The 351-nt window shown below is 42.2% G+C and carries 1 pseudogene; it reads right to left on the bottom strand.

Annotation, left to right across the window (positions count from 1 at the left end):
• Positions 1-351: pseudogene (locus LJE11_RS19415) on the bottom strand (IS30 family transposase); the annotation flags it as partial.

The raw sequence follows: 351 nt of genomic DNA, 5'->3' as shown, positions 1-351 counted from the left end.
TGGCTTGAAAAACGCCACGGTCTATGTAAGAATATATGGTTCTTCTGGAACAGGCGATCTCATCAGCATGAGATGCGTAGATGTGGGCAATGGACTGTCCTTTTTTGAGAAGCGGTGACAACAGGTTGTCCAGTTTCTGTATACTTTCCGGTGTCTGGTTGATCCCTTCTCTGCTGGTAGTCCTAAGGGCTTCATAGGAGTCCTGGGCGTATTTTGAAGAATAGATCTTTTTGTCCATCATGCAATTCGTTCTCTTGCTGCATCCATTGCACACATAAGGAGGTTTATTTAATTTTTCACATTCTCTTGGTTTATAAAATTTACAGACATCGCTGCATCTGAATTTTCTGC

The sequence above is a fragment of the Blautia sp. DFI.1.216 genome, from assembly GCF_020594215.1.
GTDB lineage: Bacteria > Bacillota > Clostridia > Lachnospirales > Lachnospiraceae > Blautia_A > Blautia_A wexlerae.
This window is presented reverse-complemented; position numbering and strand designations above follow the sequence as displayed.